Raw genomic sequence first — 21,110 nt, forward strand, 5'->3', positions numbered from 1 at the left:
ATCATCAGTTCGTTGATACGAACTGCGATATTGTAGGCCCAGAGTCGACTGCACCACATCTGAAGCCATTGAGGTCTATACTCAAGCAAGAGTAAAACAACGGAGTGTTTTTATGACCTTAAAGCGGTTTCTGGTAACTTTGATTCCTTTGACGGTTCCACTGTTTTCACCAAATGCATTGGCCGTAGACAAGCAGATGTCATCCGCCATGAAAAGTAAAATGCGGTCTATTTGCTCCGCAACAAACGAGCAGGGTCATTGGCAACTTGCTGAAGCAACTCCTGACGCCAGACGCTCACTCAACATGGTGCTTTATCAAATGAATGCCGATGATAAATTGAAAGCAATTCATGAGGTGAGAACGAAAATGGTCGGCGGCACCCATTATGCGTTTGAGTTCGAGTTGCAAGATGGTCAAGTCTGGAATGCAATTGTATTGCACAGTGCCCGAGGCGATTACATGATCGAAAGACACGCAAAGAAAGGCGAACTCTGCCCTAAATAGCAATAGACACTACGACTCTACAGCCGACACAATAAAGTCGACTGATTCAGTCGCCTTTATTGTTGGTATGTTTAGGTATCGCTTCAAAAGCTTGGGAAAAGTAATAGCTTTCAACCTGAGGCCTAACTAAATCACAAGCTAACCCAAGGTCATCATTTTTTGTGAAAGGTAAATGTTCTGATAGAACCTCTTTTGACTTTTTATCAACCGTTTTAAAAGATTCAATAATTCTTAGAGGAACGTGAAACTGATGATCTCTCACGAGAAAGAAATAGTATTGGAGATGCTCGCCATATGTCGCAGCGTTATTAATCTCGCTACCAATTTTCACAGCTTCAACACGACTGCCTTCACAATCAAATTTAAACACATTGGTAATTTCTGCTTCCATAGAGCCTGGTACATAAACGATATAGCCAGCACTGAGCTCATGACCAATTAATACATAGCTCTCGTCGCGCTCATGCAGTTGATACGCAAAAGAATGAAATGCACTACAAAGTAAAATGAATCCAAGCCGTTTCTTCATTTTGTCTTCAACTCATCTATGACTTTACGTACGAAGTTTGCCTTAGCATCCGTATATTTTTCGATGGTAATTTCAGCTTGTTCCATCAAAGAAAGTTTTAGAGAAACATGAGGAAAGTGCGCAATACCTAGTACCATATCGATAATAGGTTTGGCAGGCATATCCAAAATGGCAGTACTGCCAATATGCTCGATTTGAGTTGACATCATCTCCGTCACTAACGCCAGTTCAGATCGGCTGCGTGCAAAATCCTGTCGACATGCAGGATCATGCTTAACAACACCTACGTTGTAGTTGGCTAAACCTAGTTTCATCCATCCCTCTCCTAATAAATCCAAATATCATAAGAAGGAAATTATCCAATCACCAAAGTAAAAGCCAAACTTCCGGCACACCCGACACTAATTACTCAACAAATAGAGTCATCTCTGGTGTACTTTTGGTTTGGCTTTCTACTGTTAAACCGTCTCGGTTTTCGCCTCTATCTTCTCATTCACCTTATCGCAAATGTACTCCCCAATCGGCATTGCAGATGTCGCTGCGGGAGAGGGTGCGTTACAAACGTGCAGGCTTCTTGCGCTTTCGGCAAACAAGAAGTCATGAACCAAGGTTCCGTCGGATAACACCGCTTGCGCACGAATACCCGCTGGATATGGTTTGAGATCATCGACCTTGATGCTTGGGCAGTATTTATTGACCAGCTTGAGATAGCCCGGCTTCCACCACGAGTTCTTAAACTCATCCAATCCGGTTTTTAGATGCTTTTGTGTCACCTTCCAGAAACCGGAGAAACTGAGCATTTGCATGGTATCTTGCAAGCTGAAGTTAACCTTGTCGTACCCTTCTCGCTTCCAGCCTTGCACCGCATTTGGACCTACGGTCACACTGCCATCAATCATGCGAGTCAGATGGACGCCCAAGAATGGCAAGTCAGGGTCGGGAATTGGATAAATAAGATGATTCACCACTTGGTCGTGTTTGCTATCTAAGCGGTAGTATTCACCACGATAAGGGATGATCTGAAAGTCAGTTGGAATACCCATCATCTTAGTCATGCGATCCGCCATCAAGCCGCTGCAAGTAACCAAGAACTTAGTATTAAGCTGCATCGTTTGACCGTCTGAAATGCAGGTCAGTTGGACTTCCTCGTCCTTCTCTTCGGCAGCCACCACTTTGGTTCTCAAGCTGATTTGACCGCCGAGTTTTTTGAATTCTTCCGCCATCTGCTCAGTGACCAAACGATAATCGACAATACTGGTGGTTTTGACATAAATCGCGCCCAAGCCTGTGATGTTTGGTTCAGCCAGTTTGAGTTGAACTTCATCGAGTAGCTTTACGTCGATGCCGTTGACATGGCAGCGCTCATAGAGGGCATTCATGCGTTCGACTTCTTGCTCATTAGTCGCAACCAACAACTTGCCACAGTTCTCCACCGGAATATCGTGCTCAGCACAGAACGAAATGGTTCGCTCTACCCCACGCTTACAAAAGTCGGCTTTTAAGCTGCCCGGAGCATAGTACACCCCAGCATGAATCACACCGCTATTGTGTCCGGTTTGGTGCTTGGCAAAACCGGACTCTTTCTCAACCAATAAAATGGATTTGTCTGGGTGACGTTGTTGCAGTTGCCATGCTGTCGATACGCCGACGATACCGCCACCGACAATAATGTAGTCATAGACTGATTTCATACGACCTCTTATAAAACCGATAGTTGAGATTGTTGCAATTTGAACTTGCGACCACTGTAAATGAACACCGCGACAAATACCGCGCAGCTTGCCACACGAACCAACATTGGGATGTCGTGCCAAACTAGCAATGTACCTACCACTACCAACAAGAGACGCGTCAGAATGATTAGAGGACCTTCCAAGTAGCCTTCAATCGCACCAATCAATGCATAGGTACCGATGATGGCAAAGAAGCCCACGGTAATCACTGACGTCACATCCCAACTGACTAAGCCTGTATAAGCAATCAACAGCGGTACAAGATACAAACCTTTGGCAATTTTCCATGCCATCAAACCAGTGCGCATTGGCGGTGTTTTAGCGATGGTCGCTGCTGCAAATGCGGTCAAACACACTGGAGGCGTAACGTTGCTGTCTTGCGATAACCAGAAGATGATGAGGTGAGCAGCCAGCAACGCCAAGCCTACCGCTTCCATACCCAAACTTTGCTCTAGTAGGGTTTCCATAAAGTCCGCAGGTACTAGCGCCACCATTTCTTTCGCAGTTTCCAACGCCATTGGTGCATTAAGCAGTTCCAGCTTTTCTGGCGCCGCCAACATGAAGATGGCTTTTGCTTGTTCAGGCAATTGACCTGACACCATCAATTCAAGCAATTGGTTTTCGGCAATTAACTTGTAAAGCGCAGGGGCAGACAGTGTACCCAATACAATATACGCCGCTGTCACAGGTAAACCCATACCTAAAACAAGAGAAGCGAGCGCAATCAAAACGATCATGATGAACAAGTCGCCATTCGCCCAACCGTCGATCATCAGTGAGAACGTGTTGCCGATACCCGTTGTGCTGATCACATTGATCACCAGACCAATACCCACCAGCAACACGGCAGTTGTCGCCATGTTTTTCGCGCCTTGTGAAAGTGCTTCGATGATCGCTTTTGGTCCCATCTTGTGATCTTTCGAGAACCAAGACGCCACCACCACTGAGATGATCGACAAGCCCGCAGCGTAAGTCGGTGTAAAACCTTGAACCAACAAAGTAACCAATACCGCCAGCGGGATAAGGTTGTGCCAACCGCTGATCAACACTTTCAGTAGAGACTCATCACTGGTCGTGATTTTTTGCACGCCGCTGCGTTTGGCTTCGATACGCACAAAGAACGCCACAGACAAGAAATAGATAAGAGCAGGAATGAAAGAAACGGCGATAATATCAACATAAGGAATTTGCGTGTAAGACGCCATGATGAAAGCACCCGCGCCCATCACTGGTGGCATCAACTGACCACCTGTCGACGCCGCAGCTTCAACGCCCGCCGCGAAGCGCGAAGGGAAACCTGCTTTTTGCATTAAAGGAATACTGATAACACCAGTTGAAACCGTATTTGCCACACTAGATCCAGATACTGAGCCCATCAATCCCGAGCCAATCACTGCGATAAAACCGGGACCACCAATGATTTTGCCAGCCGCAGCACGTGCCACATTGATGATGTAATCACCGACACCAGAGCGCACAAGAAACGCACCAAACAGAATGAACATGAATACGAAAGTCCAACTGATGCGCGAGATAGAGCCAAACATGCCCTCAGAAGAATAGAAGCTACGGTAGAGCAAGGTTTCCATGCTCAAACCCGGGAAGTGGAAAATACCTGTCGCCCACTTACCCCAAAGCACAACGTAGCTCAGGCACACCACAATCAGCACTGGAATAAACCAACCCATGGTGCGTCGGATAAGCTCAATCACAATCAGGATTGCCATGATGGCGAAGACCCAATCGCTGGTCACGAACTTGACGCCACGTTCATACAGCGCATCTTCGGCATAGGGAATGTAGAGCAAACACGCGACTGCGCCCATGGCAATTAACACATCGATGCCGAGTGCAATCTTACTCTGCTTGAGAGAGATATGAGCCGGATACCAAAGCGCACAAATCACCGCAAAGCCAGCAAAGTGGGTCGCGGAAATCCATAGCTCTGGTAACGTCGATAAGGTATTAAACCAAATGTGCAAAGCAGACAACACCACGCCAAACACTGTGATTGTGGTGGTTACCCACGGAAAATCAGTGCGCGTGGGCAGCTCAAATTTCTGCAATTCCTTTTCTATTGAGTCGCTCATCTCATACTCCAAGCTCTGGCGGCTTTTTCCATCTTAGAAATCGGTAGGGATAAAATGCCCCGAGCCGAAACTCGGGGCGAAGTTGGCGTTATTTCGCCATTAGGTCTGATGGGATTTCGATGCCCATTTCTTTGTAGTAACGCACCGCACCTGGGTGAAGAGGCACTGGCAAGCCTGCAATTGCTTTCTCAATTGCCATTGCTTTGGTTGCTTTATGAATACCTTGTAGGAAAGGCAGGTTCTCGTAGATCGCTTTGGTTAGCTGGTAAACGTCCTCTTCCGAGATATCTTCACGAACTGCCAAGAAGTTAGGCTGTGCAATGGTGGTGATCGGCTTATCTAGACCTGGATACGTGTTCGCAGGGATCTCGTACTTCGTCCATAGGTTGTAGTTGCCGTTTGCCTCTTTGATTTGCTCGTCAGTAAACGAAAGGATCGAAATGTCTTTACCCAACGCAGCAAAAGCTTGAGTGACCGCACCAACAGGTACACCTGCAGGCGTGTTCATGCCGTCAATGGTGCCGTTTTGAAGTGCGCTCGCACTGCCGCCGTAGCCCATGTAAGCAAGATTGAATTTATCAGGATCTACCTTCAGACCTTTCATGATTTGGCGACCAGAGTTCTCAGTACCTGAGTTCTTCTTACCGATAGAGAACTTCTTACCGTCTAGATTGTTCAGGTCAGTCACTGTGCCCGTTTTTGCTAGGTCAGAGCGAACAATAAAGTGCTCAACGTTTTGCCACAACATAGAGACCGAACGCAGCTGTTCTTGGCGACCGCTCTTCTCATAAGGACCTTCACCAGACCAAGCCCATGCACCGTAAAGACCTTGCAGAATCGCGAACTGTGCTTCGTTTTCGTTCAGCAGTTTGACGTTTTCACCAGAGCCCGCAGAGCTGATTGCAGAAAGGGAGAAGTGGTGCTTTGGTGCCAATTTCACTTTGCTTAACGTCGCCAACGCTACGCCCACAGGGTAGTAAGTACCACCTGTCGATGCCGTTGCAAGAATGTAGCTACGATCTTCTGCCGCAGCGTTAGCAGCAATACCAAAAGAAGTCACAGCGACAGCCAAAGCTTTTACCAGCTTATTCATTTTCATTATTACTCTCCGTGTAGTCGTTTCACGATTGGGGATTTACATCATGTTAAACCTTTATTAACAACACATTCCCTAGAGCAATTGAAATGCCAACTTTTAACCCTTTGTATTTATTGAACTAAGCGCTGAAAGACATCAAAAATGAGCAAAATTATGCTGATTTGATAGCAAAGTAATGAGCAAGATCTTGCTCATTGAAGAGAAGAAGGTTGCACGCCTAGATCGCAAAAGGTTAAAAAAATGTGATCAAGACAAAATAAATGCACGATTCACTAATAAGCAATATTTTGCCGATGCAATTTTGGATTGAACTGCAACTAATGATCGTCTTAACAATAAGAAGAAAAAGCGCATCATTCTAAGCTGCTCACTTTATCAGCGGAGGTTTATAGCCTAAACGACTACAAATAGCACAAAAATACAGCAAAACAAGCCATGTTAAAGAAATGAAAAGTCATTTATTCTAATTTTGAATTTAAAAACCAGTTCGATCCACCAGTTCAGAAACAAACATTGACCGTATCAACTTATTTTCTACTTCGGGGTTGTGCCAATAGCCCGATGTTCGTTAGGGTAACAACACGCCAAGGCAAACGTATTCCTTGGTATTTTTTCGTCATTAAGGATCACCTATGTCAGCAACTGCGCAATTACAATTCGCTTTAAAACGCCCATCTGGCGTTGCTGCTGCGATCCTCCTGCTCTCTCTGAAACTGATTCAGAGCTGACAGGCTATATCTAAACTTTCTGTCAGCTTGAGAAGAAGCTGACGGGAACACCACATACTCCTCCCATTCCTTTCAGTTTCTTCCAAGCGAAACATAAGAGGAATAACAATGTTAAGCGCACGCAATATCGCCGCTTTGGGCTTCATGACTTTCGCCATGTACTTAGGCGCGGGTAACCTGATCTTCCCTCCATTTTTGGGTTACCAAGCAGGTGAAAACTTTCTGAGCGGGATGTCTGGCTTCCTCTTGACGGGTGTAGGTCTGCCTGCGATGGCACTGGTGATGGTGGCTATCGTAAACGGTTCAGACAAATTAACCGCTGCCCTACCTAAACCTTTGGCGACCAGTTTTTGGGTAATGGTATTTATTGTGATTGGCCCTGCGTTCGTAATCCCACGTGCGATTACCGTCGCTTACCAATTTAGCTTTGCACCAATGTTTGGTGATGCCGCTTTGGTGCCTTTCACTATTGCCTTCTGTGCTATCACCATTCTATTTGCCCTATATCCGGGTAAATTGGTCGACAACCTAGGCAAGATCTTAACGCCTGCATTAATGGCGATCTTAATCATCATGTCCGTGACTGCTTTGGTTTCTCCTGCAGGAGAGCTAACTGCCGCAACGGGACCATACGTATCTGGCGCATTTGCTGAAGGCTTGACCCAAGGCTACATGACCATGGATGCGCTAGGTTCTATCGGTTTTGGTTGGATTATCTTCCGCGCGATTCGCAGCATGGGTGTGGATTGTCCGAAAGCCACCGCAAAATACACGCTAATCGCAGCTTTGATGTACGTGGTTGCCATGGCGTTTGTTTACATCTCATTGGCTTACATTGGCTCAACAAGCTCATACTTGGGTTCTGAGTTCAGCAATGGTGGCGACATTTTAACGGCGTTCACCTTCAGCCACTTCGGCGCATTTGGCTCACTATTACTAGGTGCCGTGATGGTATTGGCGTGTTTGACTACTGCTATCGGCGTAACCACAGCAGGCAGTGAGTTTTACGACAACACTTTCAGCAAAGTGAACTACAAAGGCTGCGTGATCACGACCATGGTATTGGCAGGTTTGATCGCCAACGTAGGTCTAGAGCAACTATTGGCTATCACATTACCAGCGGTTGTGGCGCTTCACCCAGTAGCGATTGCATTGATGATCATGGCACCAGTGCGCGACAAGATGTCGCAAATCATGGTCGTCGCAACCGCGTTCACTGCTCTAATGTTTGGTTGTGTTGATGCGCTGCACATCCTAGGTTACATGCCAAGTTCCACTGATGAGTGGATGGGTAATTACATGCCTCTGTACAATGACTTTGCTAGCTGGATTGTGCCTAGCGTATTTATGATGATTGTTGGTCTGCTGTTTACGACGAAAACCAACCAAACCGAACAATTCGAGCTGGTGAATGAATAGCCGTTTAACATAAGACATCGCTCAATAAGTGCGTTACTATGTAGCTCGCTTATTGATATCAGGCAAAGGAGTTGCCTGAATGAAAGATTGATATGGGTCGCCTATGGATAATCAGTATCTAGACATCAGAACACTGAACTTTATCGTTATTCTGTTCTCTTGCATTTACTCTATTAGTCTGCTTTGTTATCAATACACTCAGGGTAGAGTCAAAGGCTTAAAAACCTTCTCGATATCACTACTGTTTATTGGTTTAGGCCCTTTTTTACTTGGCTTTAGAGGCTCTGCGCCAGACTGGCTGACCATCGTCATAGCCAACACTCTCATATTAGTCGGCTTCTTGCTTACGCTATATAGCGTAAGCATTTTTCGTCAATATCCTTTAAAATTGGCTCACTGTCTTACCTTGTTAACACCTGTTTTCAGTGGTTCATTTTACTATTTCACCTTCCATGACCCTTCTATCAAAAGCCGCATTATTTATCTGAGCATGTATATTTGTATCGTCACCTTCTTTAGTGGTGTCGCCATGCTTAAAGGTACCCAAAAGGACTTAAAGCTCCCTGTTAAAGCAATGGCTTACTCTTTCTTTGGATTTAGTTTTTTTATGGGATTTAGGGCGCTTTGGAGTACTTTTTCAGGTGAGTTACCAAGTTTTATGGTCGCAGGCCTTATCCATCAGCTGACTTTCTTATTTAGCATCTGCCTGATCGTTGCTTTGAGCTTTAGTATGCTGTGGTTAATTAACGGACGCTTGGTGCAATCCATAAATGATATCTCTCATTTAGATGCACTCACAGGGCTATATAATCGTCGAGCCATGGAAGAAATCGTTCCAAACTTGGTTAGTAAAGCACATAAAAAAAGCCAAGCAATCAGCATTATTATGACTGATGTCGACAAGTTCAAAGCGATTAATGATCACTATGGTCACACGGTTGGCGACTCCGTCATGGCAACGATCTCCACTATTTTTAAAAAGCATCTTCCTGAGTCAGCCTGCATTGTGCGATTTGGTGGTGACGAGTTCATGATTGTTTTGCTCGAAAAAGCACAACAAGCCAAAATTGTCGCAGAGCAAATTCGCCTTGCGGTCGAAACTGAAACCGCTTTGCAATCATTTAAAACTGAAGTGACCATGAGCTTTGGTATCAGTCAGTTATCTGAGGGGCAATCACTTCAAGAGGCGCTTGCTGAAGCAGACGAAGCGCTATATAGCTCTAAACATACTGGAAGGAACCTCGTTACCTTGTTTGGAGAAGGTAAAGACCTAAATTATAAGTTTGTCCCAGCTCCAGCCAAAAGCGCATAACGTGTTTGTTATGCCAGTAATTTCGAATTAGCTAGAAATCGCACTAAGTATAGTCGGAGCGATTCAAACCAAACTTCTGCATCTTTTGGTTAAGGGTTCGACGTGGTAAATCCAACTCCTGCATCACCTCATTGATGCGTCCATGATGCCTGACTAAAGAATCATGTAGCACCTTACGTTCAAAGTTATGTAGCTGAATCGCCAACGGCACGCCCGCATGCGTCTCTTCGGTTGTTGAGGATGGTCGACTGGAGAGAATTTCCATCACGGAGACGGTTTCATCCAATGCAAAACGCATCGCTACATTCCTAAGCTCACGTACGTTACCGGGCCAAGAGTAAGCAAGAATGGCCTTTCTATCGGCTTCACTCAGCAGACGACTCTCAGGATTACTTTTCAGAGCAAAGTGTTCGAACAAGATCAACGCATCTTCTTCTCGCTCACGTAGCGGTGGCAAATAGATCTGCGCCACATTAAGACGATAGTACAAATCCTGACGAAACTCGTCATGATCATTGAGATCTTCTTTCGCGGCGGCGATCACTCTCAAATCAACTGAGATCTGTTGGTTGCCCCCAACGCGCTCTACCGTATGTTCCTGTAATGAACGCAACACTTTCACCTGCATGGACAGCGGCATACTCTCGATTTCATCAAAGAATAAAGTGCCTTTATCCGCGTATTCCAACTTACCAATGCGCTTTTTACCCGCTCCGGTAAATGCCCCTGCTTCATGCCCAAACAGCTCACTTTCAAACAGGTTCTCAGGAATAGCGCCACAGTTGATTGGCACAAAATGATAGGATCTGCGTTGGCTTTCATTATGCAAACTGGTCGCCACCAGCTCTTTACCACAACCTGTTTCGCCGTAAATGATCACGTTAGTATCAATGCGTGCTAACTTGGCTACTTGTTCTCTAAGCTGTTGCATCACTCGGCTTCGCCCAATCAACACCTCTTCTAAGCCGCTAACGCTAGATAGGTACTCTTGGCGATCTTGAGTAGACGTTTGTGCGCGATAGCTCTCGACCGCTTCGGTTACTCGTTGGGATAAACGCTCAGGTTGGAAAGGTTTCTCAATAAAATCGAACGCACCGTTTTGTAACGCCCCTACTGCCATATCGACGTCACCATGTCCGGTGATCAAGATAACTGGCGTTGGGACGTGATTGGCAATCAGGCTTTCTAGTATCGACAAACCATCGGTGTCTGGCAGGCGAACGTCACTGACAATCGCATCAAATTCTTGGCTCAGAATGGCCGCTTTGCCCTCTTCGCCTAAACTGAATGAGGTCACATCGAACCCCGCCAGTTGCAGCCATTGGCTGGTAGCCTGACGAACAATGTCATCGTCTTCGATAAGTGCAATTTTAGGGATGTCGTCAAAAGCCATGAGTTACTGCCTGCTTTGTGGGGTGGGAAAGAAATCGATCTTTATTAACGGTAGCAAAAACCACTGAGGAGAAAAGGAGCTAGATCTCACTTCTTGCTTACAAGTCTTTAACATCCAACCAGTTAGGCGCACTCTTTAATGACTGTTGGTGAGAACGCACTAGCTGAATGGAGTCGGTATGCAGCGCAAAAGGAATGGCAAAACATGGCTTGTGGTCGCAATTGCGGCAGTGCTGATGTTGTCTTGCTATAGCGCCAGCAGAGAGGTTGCCCGTCAGTGGTTGAGTGTACAAACTCAAACCGAAGCTCAACAAAAACTACTCGACTATATTGGTGAAGTTCGCCGTGCACTCAAACGCTTCTACCACTTACCTTACCTCGTAACCAATAACCCAGAAACCATCGCGTTTGTGAAAGGGAATCTGACTTATTACGAGCCATTGCAAACCCAACTGACTCAGCTAGATAAAGCCGCCAATACGGAAGGTTGGCTAATCCTGTCTAACTCTGGCGAAGTATTGGTCTCGAGTTTAATCGAAGAGCGCTTTAGCCTGTCTGACCGAAAAGCCATTGTGGAACAAATTCACAACCAAGGCGGCGGTGTTTCCTTGGTGAACAAAACCAAAGGTTCGAGCCCATTGTATTATCTTGCAGCCCCTATCTACGATGGTCTGGATATCGCTGGCATTGTGGTGGTGCAAATCAACCTTAGCTTGTTGACCGAACAGACCATTACTAGCCAAGACATCATCACGTTGCAGAATCGTCAACAACGCTTTTTCCTATCGAGTAGCGCGCTTTATAACGCTGACTGGTTTAACGAACCGAGCAACACCGTTCAGTTAGAAACGCAACGCTTATACGACAACACCAATATCAGTGTGTGGACGCTCAACCAGCAACGCTATTTTGCGCACACCGTTAAATTGGATGATTTGAATTGGTACGTAAGCTACCTCACCCCTTCTAAGCCGATTCAACAAACCATCAACGTGATTGGTTGGAGCGTCGCTGTGTTGCTCTTATTGGTTGTATTACTCGTCATCATTGGTCTACAACGTCGCCAAAAGCACATCAACCAACAACGAATTCAAGCCCTGTTGGAAGAGTCCCAACGCCGCTTGAAACAGATGATCAATAAGACCCACGTTGGTTTGCTATTGATTGATGAACAAGGTCAACTGTTCGATCTCAACCCAATGGCGAAGCGTTTGTTCTGTTTACCAGAAAGCGTCAATCGACACGCTTTTGCTTGGGAGTTATTCGATGCAGGCAATCCCAATTCCACCACACTTAAGCTACTGAAAGACTTACCTAAACATAAAGAGCTCGCAGAGATCAGCACGGTCGAAACCATTGCCAGACGCAGTGACGGAAGCGTCTTCCCTGTCCTGTTCTCGCTAACCAGTTTCCCTTGGCATGGCGAGCAGTATTTCCTTGCAACGATCATCGACATCAGCAAGCGGAAAAAAGCCGAACAGTCACTGCAACAGGTCAACCAAGAACTGGCACAGCGAGTAGAAGAGCGAACTCAAGCGCTAAAAGAAGCACAAAGCCAGTTGATTGAATCGAGCAAAATGGCCGCTTTGGGTCGCATGTCGAGCGCGATCACTCATGAGCTCAATCAGCCACTAACAGGTTTGCGAACCCTGCTCACTACAAACGAGCTGCTAGCGGAACGTGGCGAAACCGAGATGATGAAAGCCAACAATGTTTTGGTACAGAAGCTGATTGATCGTATGGCAAGCATGACCAGTCAGTTAAAGACGTTCGCCTACAACAAACCAGAAAGCTTACAGGCAATTTCTCTCACCTCTGCACTCGAAGAGACCTTACGCGTTTATCAAACCCAATTAGACAAAGTGGATGTACGTGTTCGAGTTCCTCATGACTTACCTAACGTCATGGGTGAAGAACAACGACTGCTTCAGGTACTCGGTAATCTTGTCTCGAATGCGCTAGACGCAATGAACAACACCACCAACCCGCAGCTCAACTTGATCGTCAATCCAACTGTTAATCAGGTCGAACTGATCGTCAGTGACAATGGCTGTGGCGTGTCGAATGAGATGCTTGAATCCATGTTCGAACCCTTCCAAACCTCAAAGAAAATTGGTGAAGGATTGGGGCTGGGTTTAGCGATTACGGCCAACAATATGCGTGATATGAACGGACAAATTACCGTGCATAAGAATGAACAAAATGGGCTGACTTTCACTCTATTGTTCAAATCAGCCTAGGTTGATATTGATTACAAAATCATCATTAGAACTAAGCATCCCCGCTGTTTGAGAAAAATACGATCTCGATACAAGTATCGAGGTGTCTCCTACACTATTCTCAAGCAATAAATCCACAAACATTTCCTAAATATAAAGAGTGAGAAACATGATTAAGTTTCCTGAACATTTTCTTTGGGGTGGTGCCATTGCTGCAAACCAAGTAGAAGGGGCGTACAACCTTGGGGGTAAAGGGTTATCGACATCAGACATGCTGCCAAACGGTATTTTGAGTCCGCATCAAACCCGTGCAGAGCGTACACCGGGTATCAAAGACGTGGCGATCGACTTCTACAATCGCTACCCAGAAGACATCGCGCTGTTCAAAGAGATGGGCTTTAACTGTCTGCGCCTATCTTTAGCTTGGAGCCGCATCTTCCCGAACGGTGACGAGCTAGAACCTAATGAAGAAGGTTTGGCGTTCTACGATAAAATTTTTGACGAACTTGCCGAGCACAACATCCAACCTTTCGTGACCTTATCTCACTACGAAATGCCTTACGCACTGGTTGAAAACTATGGCGGTTGGGGCGATCGTCGCGTCATCGAATTCTTCGAACGTTATGCTCGCACCGTGCTGGGACGCTACAAAGACAAAGTGAAGCTGTGGTTAACCTTCAACGAAATCAACATGTCTCTACACGCACCATTTACTGGTGTTGGTTTGCAAGAAGACGCCAATGAACAAGAGATTTACCAAGCGATTCACCACCAGCTAGTCGCAAACGCAAAAGCGGTAAAACTGTGTCAGAAAATCGTACCAAACGGCAAGATTGGTAACATGCTGCTTGGCGCAATCAACTACCCATACACCTGTAACCCTGATGACGTGCTTGCTGCCATGCATGAAAACAACAAGTGGTTGTTCTTCGGTGATGTGCAAACACGTGGTCAGTACCCTGGCTACATGAAGCGTTACTTCCGTGAAAACGGCATCGAAATTCAGATGGAAGCAGGCGACTTAGAAGAAATTGCATCGGCAAGTGTCGATTTCATCTCATTCAGCTACTACGCAAGTGGCTGTGCAAGTGCAGACCCGAAACAGAAGGAAGTGGGTAACATTGTCGATAGCGTACCAAACCCATATCTTGAGAAGAGCCAATGGGGCTGGTTGATCGATCCAAAAGGCCTGCGCATTCTGCTGAACTTCCTTCACGATCGCTACCAAAAACCACTGTTTGTCGTAGAAAACGGCTTAGGTGCACGTGATGAAATCGATGAAAACGGTGAGATTCAAGATGATTACCGCATCGCTTACTTGAACGACCACCTTGTGCAAGCACACGAAGCGATTCTGGATGGCGTTGAGTTGATGGGCTTTACCAGCTGGGGGCCAATCGATTTGGTCGCGAATTCAACCGCTGAGATGAGCAAACGTTACGGCTTTATCTATGTCGATCGTCATGATGATGGGCAAGGAACGCTAGAACGTAAACGTAAGAAAAGCTTTTTCTGGTATCAAGACGTGATTCGTACTTCAGGCGGTTCATTGAAAAGCTAAGCCTGTTGTCTAGGTATAAAGTGCAACTAGGCATTCGCCTAAACCATCAAGCCCTGCAATTGCAGGGCTTGAATTTTAAGGTGTTTATTCATTTAGAGATTAAACTGCAATCTCTCCACCGTCTTCACGGCGAATAACCACTGTCGCCGCTCGTGGGCGCACAGAAACACCAGCAGGCGTTTCTTCGGCTGCATCTTCACTGTATGGCCAGTTACCTGGGTGCTGAATATTCACAAACAATGATTTGTAATCAGGGCTGATGGTAAAGCCTGTTACTTCACAACCATTTGGTCCGACAAAGAAGCGTTTCAATTCAGCTTGATTATCCGCACCAATCACAGCTTGATCACCATTCTCATCTGTTAGCTTAGATGGAACAACAGCCAACATTTGATCATTGGTGTAAGACGTGACTTCATCTGCGCCGTTATCAGTCTGAATCCACAAAATACCACGGCCATCAAACGCTAATCCGTCTGGGCTCGCAAACTGGTTTAACTCATTCAAGCCAGAACGGTTGGTATCTGCATCACCATTTGCTGGCGAACCAAACACAAAGATATCCCAAGTAAAGTCAGTTGCTGAAGCACCTTCATCCCAACGAATAACATGACCAAACTTATTATTCAAACGTGGATTCGCAGGATTGGTTTCATCTGTACGGCGCGTATTGTTCGTCAATGTTAAATATACTGAACCCGTGAATGGATCAACCGTACACCACTCTGGTCGATCCATTGGTGTTGCCCCAACTAAATCCGCCGCACCCGCAGTATTGATGATAATTTCAGCCAGTGAATCAAAGTGATCCGCTAACGTACCACCAGCGGTTGTTACGCTATCAAGCGTTAATGGTAACCAAGTACCTGTGCTGTCTTCATTGAAGCGCGCCACATACAGTGTGCCTTCGTCCATGTACTTGTCACCCATCGCCAAGCGGTTATCAGGGTTAGCATCTGCTGGATCCCACGCTGCCGCAGATTCAAATTTGTATAGGTATTCAAAGCGAGAATCGTGACCAGAATAAAATACCACTGGTTTGCCTTCTTCAAGCTTACCGAAAGTACAGCCCTCGTGACGGAAACGACCTAGCGCAGTACGTTTCTTCGCACGTGAGTTTTGCGTGTAAGGGTCAATCTCGACAATGTAACCGTGACCATTGGCTTCATTACGGTAATCATCCATCGCACTTGCTCCTGTTGGAGCCACATTAAAGCGAGAGAACTCATCAAGACGCTCTTCTGCATTTCCTGCTAATGTCTCCCATAGGTAACGAGTGCTTTGGTCATCGACACCAATGCGATCTTGCTCTTCTGTACGAGTCCCGGCGTTAACAAAGTAACCTGGCCAGTTCTCTTCACACGTTAAGTACGTGCCCCACGGCGTGTAGCCGTTGCCACAGTTGTTTAACGTACCACGCGCTTGGCTGCCATCTGGTGAGAAACGAGTGACAGTTAAAGATGTGTGGGCTACCGGGCCAGACAAATCCATGACTGTCGCACCAGTATAACGACGGTTTAGTGGGTCGGTATCAACCAACTTCCACATGTTGTCTTCCAGTTGAATGCGAACCACTGATACACCGTGCGCGTTAATCTCTTTGCGCACTTCATCTACAATGGTACGTACGCCATTTTCAACCGTCGGACCGTTTGGATGCAGTGCTGATGTGTCGATGTACTCGTGGTTAATACATAGCAAGCCATCTGTAGTGCTATCGTTCAATGGGAAAAAATGCATGCCGTCATGGTGCATGCCTAGCGCATTTAACTGATCGGTACTGGTGTTGGTACCATCATTTTGCCATGCGCTGCCTTGTGCATTAAGTGGTGTTCCCCAAGGTACTAGTACTTGTGCGGTGTAGCCTTGTGGAATTGAAACTGCGTCAGTGAGTGAGCCAGGGATAGATTCAAAGTTAAGAACGGCTTTAGATGCGCCCGAACCACTGCTTACTGTACTCCCTGAGTCAGACGAGTTACAACCAGCCAATCCGAAAGCACCAAACGCTGTCATCGCACTGATACCTAAACCACCTTTCAGAATGCTGCGTCGAGATAGGCTCGCTTCTAATACTTCTTCAAATGGTTTGTTTTCACTTTGGTTATAACGCGTCGCGTCAAAGGTTTCCTTGCTCATTTTTACTTTCCCGATCTTATAGTTTAATTAATAAATAAGTGATTAGTTGAACGGCAAGAAGTTTGGATAAGAAAAATGACAAAAGTGCTTAAAACATATGAAACTTGTGTTTCAACAATACTGCAAACCAACCAACACAGCTAACGAAGCAATTAAATTCTGGTCACATAATCACCAACTGTATCGCTTCATTCTGATTTTACTTGGGCTAAAGTGTGATAGAAGGTATAAGGTGTACGAAATCAAATCATCTACGAGAGATAATCATGAAATTAGACAAGATCGGTAACAAGAGCCGTCGTATCCGTAAAAAGCTGTTCTTAGGTGAGTTCGCAATCCTAGGTTTCGAGATCAGCTGTGAAACAGACATTAACGACTTCGACCGTTACGATGCATTCGTTGATGACTTTATCGACTACATTGACGAGCTTGGTCTTTGCTTCGGTGGCGGTGGTCTAGAACTGTTTGAAGGCTTCCTATGTTCTACTGACCGTTACGGCAGTGCGACTGAAGAACAGAAAGCGCAAGTTATCAAATGGTTAGAAGCACGCCCAGAAGTGAAAAGCGCGCAAGCGGGCGAACTAGTTGACGCCAACTACCTGTAACTAAAGGGCAACCTGTAATACGCAGAGCTCAGTAAATGGTAGAGAAAGCTGGTCTTAAGACTGGCTTTTTTATTTTTTGAAGAATGCGATATTAAAAATAGGGTGCTTGGGAAGTTGCGCGGAGTGATTGTGGCGTTTTTGAGCTGGCAATCAACGGGAAACTGCGTTCCACAGCCAGCTCGTGCCTTTAGGTATAATTAACTATGATTTTTTAGCTGGTGCGTCTTTCGTGTCTTTCCAGTATTGAATACGCACACGATGTAGCTGAGCTCTTCTAGTCTTTTTCATAGTAAAGTCCCTCATCTTATATAAGTAACGCTCCTCATGGAGCTTATTGTCTAAGGTCGTATCCCCTTCAATCTATAAGGGAATCAATCATTTAACCGTGACCAATTTCACAACATAATGATAATTACCGATTTCTTGCAGCCTGTTTTTACTGGCAAACGGCATATTATCTATCTGACACAGTTAACTTACTCACCAGATATGACAGAAAAATGGCAATCAAGTTCCCTACTTATACTGTCATTGAATCTTAATAAGGATTAACAAGGTGGGCATTTCAGATTTACCATACTGTTTATAAAAACCGCAAGAATTTTTATTTCTTTTCAAACAAATCTCTACTCAAGATCAATTCACTTTCATCTTTATCGTCTCCCTTTTAACGCATTGTGATCCAGTTCAATCCACAGAACTCGGAACAAAAAGCGCACATTAATACATTCACCACCAAACTTGTGCGAGATCTCTTACAAGAGTTGTGAGCAAATAGATTAATCACCTCTAAGAGCAATGCCAGAAAAAACATTAAATATATGATTTAAAAGTAATATTTAAATTCACTTAAAATAATCAGTAAAAATAATTTAGAAAAGTTAATTGAGTCAAATCAGCAAAACATCAATACTCAATTTGTCGACAGGATGTTGGCGGGAACAGGAAAAAAGCCTAAAGGATTGGGTATCTTCAGGATGAAGATTTGATAACTTAGGATGAGTTGTCAGCAAGGATGTAGTTAAGCTCTAGGATAGAGTTCGCCCGTCAGGATGATAGGCAAGAATGGACACCGCTAGGAAGGCGATGAACAAGGAACTCGGTTAAAGGACTTAGCCACAATCAAGGATAGATGCAGGGAGCACCTATTAGTAGCTGGATTGCTGCGAAAAAGAATAAGCCCCGTCTGGGAAACCAGGCGGGGTTTTATTTTGTCTGTAATGTATTGATAACGATTCATCTTTTATCGTTTAAGTCTTCTCTGTTTTCATAAAACACCGTGCTATCATTTTCTTTACGTCTCCCAACAAAGCTCTCAGAAAATCACACACTATGCTTAATCCTGTTTGGTTACATACATTTAAGACATTGATTGAAGTCGGTCATTTTACGCAAACGGCAGAAAAACTTTTTATGACTCAGCCTGGCGTCAGCCAACACATCAAAAAATTAGAGCAAAGTTGTCAGCATGCCTTGATCAAGCGCGAAAACAAAAGCTTCGAATTAACCGAGCAAGGCAGGATTGTCTACGCATATGCGCTCGAGTTAGAAGATAGAGAAAAGAAGCTGCTCGAAGAGCTCAGTTTTGATGATGCGTTTTCAGGCCATTGTAAACTGGCTTGTTCTGGTGCAATGGCGTTAATGTTGTATGGGCCCATTTTGGAGAAGCAAAAACAGCACCCGAGCTTATCGTTACATTTAGAAGCCGCGCCAAATCAATCTATTCTCAACGCCATAACGCAAGGGCACATTGATATTGGTATCGTGACTGATGTTCCCAACAAAGGTCTGTTTCACAGTGAGCGAATTGGTAAAGAGAGGTTGTGCTTGGTTCTGCCAAAGCAATATCAAAATAAGCAGATAACGCCACAACTCTTGCATGACTGTGGTGTCATTAGCCACCCTGATGCCGAGCATTACATGACGCTGTTTTTTGACCAATGTGAAGAACCACAGCTCCAAGAAATTAAGATGAGCGATTTACCATTATCCGGCTACGTAAATCAATTGAGCCAAATTTTGCTGCCTGTCAGCAAAGGACTTGGCTTCACCGTGCTGCCTCAAAGTGCGGTCGACAATTTTCCACTAAAAGACACGTTATACATTGCTCAACTGAAAAACACTGTATGTGAAGAGCTATTTCTGGTTCGTAAGCGCAGTCGTGCTCTACCTCTGCGCTATCAGACCATCAAAGAAGTGTTATTGGATGTGATCGGTGGTGCGCATCAATGATGTTAGCCACTCTTCGCTGGTAATGCGTTCCTCTTGGCAATCCACCCAATATGGTTTGCCAGATAACCAACTTTTCGACGCAACTTCTTTTATAAACACATCCACGGAATCAACGTCATCTTTGGCGTAATCCCATTTATTGCGCATGTGTTCTGCTGCTTCTTGATTAGTGTACGACTTGCCGTTGCGGATAAAGGTGCAAGAGGATTGCTCAACTCGTGTTATCAACGTCAAGATATCTTGCTCTACTCCTGCTAGTGCAAAGGTAGGCAGAATGCTTAATGTAAGTAACAACGTCCACTTTGCTTTCATCGCACCTTTATCCTTATCCCTGACCAAGTAACTACTAATAAGTGACTTAACTATTCTGATGTTTGGCTTTTTAGCTCAGCCATTATTGCCACCATGCCTTCGCAGGCTGAGGCTCCGCAATCGCCAAGCGTTGACCAATCTCAGGGCTCACTAACGTTACACCGCGCTCTTCACTGATATCTAACGCGCGTTGCATCGGCTCATTCCAATCATGCATCGATAAATCAAACGTACTGTTGTGAATTGGCATCATCACTTTGCCCTGCACATCAATGTGTGCTTGAACGCTTTGCTCTGGGAACATGTGAATGTCTGACCAAAGTTCATTGTATGCGCCGGTTTCGATCATAGTGAAGTCAAACGGACCGTACTTTTCACCAATCTCTTTAAAGCCATTGAAGTAACCAGAGTCACCACTGAAGAACACTTTGTGTTGTTGTGCATTAATAACCCAACTGCCCCACAGTGTCGTATCGCGGTCTGTCAAACCTCGACCGGAGAAATGCTGAGTCGGAGTCAATGTATATTCAATACCGTCGACAGAATGTGACTCCCACCAATCTAGCTCGATCACTTTCTCCTTCGGCACACCCCAATTCACCAGTAATTGGCCAACTTTTAACGGTACCAAGAAAGTGCCCACCTTGTCGCCTAGCACTTTAATAGAAGCTTTATCTAGGTGATCGTAATGGTCATGACTGATCACCACCACATCGATAGTTGGCAAATCTTCTATCGTGATGGGGGTTTGGTGAAAGCGTTTTGGCCCTGCCCATTGTACAGGAGACGCGCGATCACTGAATACAGGGTCGGTCATCACCAGTTTTCCGTCGAGCTTCATTAATACGCTTGAGTGACCCAGACGATAGATGACGTCATCTTGCTCTTCTAACAGTTGCCGCGCTGTGATCGCATGCACTGGAATTTCAATCGTTGGTGTTGGGTTAAGGCGCTCAGTCGTAAAATACGCTTTCATGATTTCGAACATGTCGCCCAAACCGCTTTTGTATTCCAACTCTGTATTTGCAAATTTGTCCGGGTATGTTGGCGCTTTTTCAGTATCAACATTAGAACAAGAAATCATTGATGTACCCATCGCGAACGCTCCTACTGTGGCTAGCAAAGTTTTTTTCATAAAAAGTTAACCCGAACAGAAGTAAACTACACGGTGCAGTTTACATTCTAATTATCAAAAGTAAACTACTTAGTGTAAAATAGATCAAGAAACGATCTTCTTA

The 21,110-nt window shown here is 45.2% G+C and carries 16 protein-coding genes; 7 read left to right on the forward strand and 9 right to left on the reverse strand.

Annotated elements, in window-relative coordinates; all coding sequences use genetic code 11:
- Positions 1–112 precede the first annotated feature (112 nt).
- Positions 113–505, forward strand: a complete 393-nt coding sequence (locus R7044_RS03245; RefSeq protein ID WP_033906249.1) for a hypothetical protein — start codon at positions 113–115, stop codon at positions 503–505.
- Between the two features lie 46 nt (positions 506–551).
- Here the strand turns inward: R7044_RS03245 and R7044_RS03250 are convergent, their stop codons facing one another.
- From R7044_RS03250 to R7044_RS03270, 5 genes are all read right to left on the reverse strand, one after another.
- Entirely contained in the window at positions 552–1,034 is a 483-nt protein-coding gene (locus tag R7044_RS03250) for a hypothetical protein (RefSeq protein ID WP_033906248.1), read from the reverse strand.
- Positions 1,031–1,348 (reverse strand): GrpB family protein, encoded by a 318-nt coding sequence (locus tag R7044_RS03255; RefSeq protein ID WP_033906247.1) that lies wholly within the window; start codon positions 1,346–1,348, stop codon positions 1,031–1,033. The genes R7044_RS03250 and R7044_RS03255 overlap by 4 nt, the downstream gene beginning before the upstream one ends.
- A gap of 144 nt (positions 1,349–1,492) precedes the next feature.
- Entirely contained in the window at positions 1,493–2,725 is a 1,233-nt protein-coding gene (gene lhgO / locus R7044_RS03260; RefSeq protein ID WP_005374181.1) for an L-2-hydroxyglutarate oxidase, read from the reverse strand.
- An 8-nt stretch (positions 2,726–2,733) separates the two neighbouring features.
- A complete protein-coding gene (locus tag R7044_RS03265) occupies positions 2,734–4,857 on the reverse strand; it encodes a TRAP transporter permease (RefSeq protein WP_225455348.1) in 2,124 nt (707 codons plus the stop codon).
- An 88-nt stretch (positions 4,858–4,945) separates the two neighbouring features.
- The gene (locus tag R7044_RS03270) at positions 4,946–5,956 is read right to left on the reverse strand and encodes a TAXI family TRAP transporter solute-binding subunit (RefSeq protein ID WP_017635521.1); all 1,011 of its coding nucleotides are present in this window, start codon (positions 5,954–5,956) and stop codon (positions 4,946–4,948) included.
- An 836-nt stretch (positions 5,957–6,792) separates the two neighbouring features.
- Between R7044_RS03270 and brnQ the strand changes: the two genes are divergently transcribed.
- Both brnQ and R7044_RS03280 read left to right on the forward strand, forming a co-directional pair.
- Positions 6,793–8,103 (forward strand): branched-chain amino acid transport system II carrier protein, encoded by a 1,311-nt coding sequence (gene brnQ, locus R7044_RS03275; RefSeq protein WP_064376706.1) that lies wholly within the window; start codon positions 6,793–6,795, stop codon positions 8,101–8,103.
- Positions 8,104–8,206: 103 nt separating this feature from the next.
- Positions 8,207–9,415, forward strand: coding sequence for a GGDEF domain-containing protein (locus tag R7044_RS03280; RefSeq protein ID WP_225455349.1), 1,209 nt, complete (start codon positions 8,207–8,209; stop codon positions 9,413–9,415).
- A 43-nt stretch (positions 9,416–9,458) separates the two neighbouring features.
- On the opposite strand, the gene R7044_RS03285 is transcribed toward R7044_RS03280, so the two are convergent.
- Complete coding sequence (locus tag R7044_RS03285; protein ID WP_053349389.1) at positions 9,459–10,808, reverse strand: sigma-54-dependent transcriptional regulator; 1,350 nt, start codon at positions 10,806–10,808, stop codon at positions 9,459–9,461.
- Between the two features lie 178 nt (positions 10,809–10,986).
- Between R7044_RS03285 and R7044_RS03290 the strand changes: the two genes are divergently transcribed.
- A complete protein-coding gene (locus R7044_RS03290) occupies positions 10,987–13,047 on the forward strand; it encodes a sensor histidine kinase (protein WP_064369501.1) in 2,061 nt (686 codons plus the stop codon).
- A gap of 148 nt (positions 13,048–13,195) precedes the next feature.
- Positions 13,196–14,587 carry a glycoside hydrolase family 1 protein gene (locus R7044_RS03295; protein WP_033906241.1) on the forward strand — a complete coding sequence of 464 codons (1,392 nt, stop codon included), beginning with the start codon at positions 13,196–13,198 and terminating at the stop codon, positions 14,585–14,587.
- Positions 14,588–14,686: 99 nt separating this feature from the next.
- Here R7044_RS03295 and R7044_RS03300 read toward each other — a convergent pair whose 3' ends face one another.
- On the reverse strand, positions 14,687–16,723 hold the full coding sequence (locus R7044_RS03300) for a PhoX family protein (protein WP_017635525.1): 2,037 nt from the start codon (positions 16,721–16,723) through the stop codon (positions 14,687–14,689).
- A gap of 266 nt (positions 16,724–16,989) precedes the next feature.
- Here R7044_RS03300 and R7044_RS03305 point away from each other — a divergent pair, with 266 nt between their 5' ends.
- Positions 16,990–17,328 carry a YggL family protein gene (locus tag R7044_RS03305; protein WP_017819719.1) on the forward strand — a complete coding sequence of 113 codons (339 nt, stop codon included), beginning with the start codon at positions 16,990–16,992 and terminating at the stop codon, positions 17,326–17,328.
- Positions 17,329–18,660: 1,332 nt separating this feature from the next.
- A complete protein-coding gene (locus R7044_RS03310; protein WP_017819717.1) occupies positions 18,661–19,560 on the forward strand; it encodes a LysR family transcriptional regulator in 900 nt (299 codons plus the stop codon).
- On the opposite strand, the gene R7044_RS03315 is transcribed toward R7044_RS03310, so the two are convergent.
- Positions 19,528–19,872, reverse strand: coding sequence for a DUF5329 family protein (locus R7044_RS03315; protein ID WP_053307122.1), 345 nt, complete (start codon positions 19,870–19,872; stop codon positions 19,528–19,530). The genes R7044_RS03310 and R7044_RS03315 overlap by 33 nt on opposite strands.
- 82 nt (positions 19,873–19,954) lie before the next feature.
- Positions 19,955–20,968 carry an MBL fold metallo-hydrolase gene (locus R7044_RS03320; RefSeq protein WP_031780877.1) on the reverse strand — a complete coding sequence of 338 codons (1,014 nt, stop codon included), beginning with the start codon at positions 20,966–20,968 and terminating at the stop codon, positions 19,955–19,957.
- Between the last annotated feature and the right edge of the window lie 142 nt (positions 20,969–21,110).

The sequence above is a fragment of the Vibrio sp. 1402 genome (assembly GCF_033340275.1).

What these genes read in the sequence shown, in the direction of transcription:
- R7044_RS03245 (WP_033906249.1), top strand. Translation starts at nt 113, where the DNA reads ATGACCTTAAAGCGGTTTCTGGTAACTTTGATTCCTTTGACGGTTCCA.
- R7044_RS03250 (WP_033906248.1), bottom strand. Translation starts at nt 1,034, where the DNA reads ATGAAGAAACGGCTTGGATTCATTTTACTTTGTAGTGCATTTCATTCT.
- R7044_RS03255 (WP_033906247.1), bottom strand. Translation starts at nt 1,348, where the DNA reads ATGAAACTAGGTTTAGCCAACTACAACGTAGGTGTTGTTAAGCATGAT.
- lhgO (WP_005374181.1), bottom strand. Translation starts at nt 2,725, where the DNA reads ATGAAATCAGTCTATGACTACATTATTGTCGGTGGCGGTATCGTCGGC.
- R7044_RS03265 (WP_225455348.1), bottom strand. Translation starts at nt 4,857, where the DNA reads ATGAGCGACTCAATAGAAAAGGAATTGCAGAAATTTGAGCTGCCCACG.
- R7044_RS03270 (WP_017635521.1), bottom strand. Translation starts at nt 5,956, where the DNA reads ATGAAAATGAATAAGCTGGTAAAAGCTTTGGCTGTCGCTGTGACTTCT.
- brnQ (WP_064376706.1), top strand. Translation starts at nt 6,793, where the DNA reads ATGTTAAGCGCACGCAATATCGCCGCTTTGGGCTTCATGACTTTCGCC.
- R7044_RS03280 (WP_225455349.1), top strand. Translation starts at nt 8,207, where the DNA reads ATGGATAATCAGTATCTAGACATCAGAACACTGAACTTTATCGTTATT.
- R7044_RS03285 (WP_053349389.1), bottom strand. Translation starts at nt 10,808, where the DNA reads ATGGCTTTTGACGACATCCCTAAAATTGCACTTATCGAAGACGATGAC.
- R7044_RS03290 (WP_064369501.1), top strand. Translation starts at nt 10,987, where the DNA reads ATGCAGCGCAAAAGGAATGGCAAAACATGGCTTGTGGTCGCAATTGCG.
- R7044_RS03295 (WP_033906241.1), top strand. Translation starts at nt 13,196, where the DNA reads ATGATTAAGTTTCCTGAACATTTTCTTTGGGGTGGTGCCATTGCTGCA.
- R7044_RS03300 (WP_017635525.1), bottom strand. Translation starts at nt 16,723, where the DNA reads ATGAGCAAGGAAACCTTTGACGCGACGCGTTATAACCAAAGTGAAAAC.
- R7044_RS03305 (WP_017819719.1), top strand. Translation starts at nt 16,990, where the DNA reads ATGAAATTAGACAAGATCGGTAACAAGAGCCGTCGTATCCGTAAAAAG.
- R7044_RS03310 (WP_017819717.1), top strand. Translation starts at nt 18,661, where the DNA reads ATGCTTAATCCTGTTTGGTTACATACATTTAAGACATTGATTGAAGTC.
- R7044_RS03315 (WP_053307122.1), bottom strand. Translation starts at nt 19,872, where the DNA reads ATGAAAGCAAAGTGGACGTTGTTACTTACATTAAGCATTCTGCCTACC.
- R7044_RS03320 (WP_031780877.1), bottom strand. Translation starts at nt 20,968, where the DNA reads ATGGGTACATCAATGATTTCTTGTTCTAATGTTGATACTGAAAAAGCG.